Raw genomic sequence first — 907 nt, forward strand, 5'->3', positions numbered from 1 at the left:
GCGCGCGCGCGCTCCCCCGCGCGGGGAGAGACCCCGCGCGTCTTTGGGGGGGCGGCGCCGCGCGCGCGCGGCGGCGCCCCCGCCCCCCCCCGCGCCTCACTGTTTTCCGCGCATGTTTGCGCGCGAGCTGAATAGCTATGACCTCGAAGGACAAGCTCGCGTAGGTCGGCCAGCCGGTCTCACCTCAGCACTGACTGGGTTCTTCGTTCTTCACCACCGACAGCACCGCTTCCCCCTCGCCGATCGGAACTCCCGCTGCGGGTTCCTGGGCGACAACGGTCCAGTTGCGGTCCATTACCTGTGCGCGGCCGCGGCCGCTGGCATCCGTGGACCGGGAGAAGAACACTCCCGCCGCCTGGATGGTGTTCTGCGCTTCCTGCAGGTTCATGCAGAGCACCGCGGGCATTATCGCGGTCGGCGCCGGCGCTGCGGCGGAGGTAGTCGGAGCTACAGCTGCGGTGGTCGCCGGCGGTGGTGCGATCGCGGGCGTGCTGGTCGGTGTTGCGGCAAGCACCGTCGTCGGTGTCGGCGACTCCGCACTTGACCTGCTCTCTGCTGCACAACCGGTGACGGCCGCCAGCATCGCCACCGCGATCGCCACTGTCCGGCCATGACGCACTGACGAAACTGCTTTCCCCGCTGACTGATTCATTTCGAATGTCCCCTGCTCACAGTTGCACAGACGGCCTGATGGTCGACGTGCACGACTCCCCCCGACAGGAGCGCTGGGCGAGCGTACATTCGCGGCGGGATCTGTTGGGCCGGTACTGGCAAGTAGCTGGCAATCTCGGTTGGTTGTGGGCTAACTGGGGCTGTGTTTGTTGGCGCGCTGGCGCGCGCGTGTCCGCGGCCCCAAGGGGCCGCCGGTCAGGCACCGTTGCTTGCTCCTTCGTCGCCTACGCAACGG

Annotated in this window: 2 protein-coding genes; one reads left to right on the forward strand and one right to left on the reverse strand. The window is 68.4% G+C overall.

Features of this window, described 5'->3' with window-relative positions; translation table 11 throughout:
• Window positions 1-184 precede the first annotated feature (184 nt).
• On the reverse strand, window positions 185-388 hold the full coding sequence (locus tag ACFWPX_RS35720) for a calcium-binding protein (RefSeq protein WP_378920299.1): 204 nt from the start codon (window positions 386-388) through the stop codon (window positions 185-187).
• Here ACFWPX_RS35720 and ACFWPX_RS35725 point away from each other — a divergent pair.
• Complete coding sequence (locus tag ACFWPX_RS35725; protein ID WP_378933136.1) at window positions 387-614, forward strand: hypothetical protein; 228 nt, start codon at window positions 387-389, stop codon at window positions 612-614. The genes ACFWPX_RS35720 and ACFWPX_RS35725 overlap by 2 nt on opposite strands.
• Window positions 615-907 lie beyond the last annotated feature (293 nt).

Source organism: Nocardia sp. NPDC058518 (genome assembly GCF_042719655.1).
Classification (GTDB): Bacteria; Actinomycetota; Actinomycetes; order Mycobacteriales; family Mycobacteriaceae; genus Nocardia.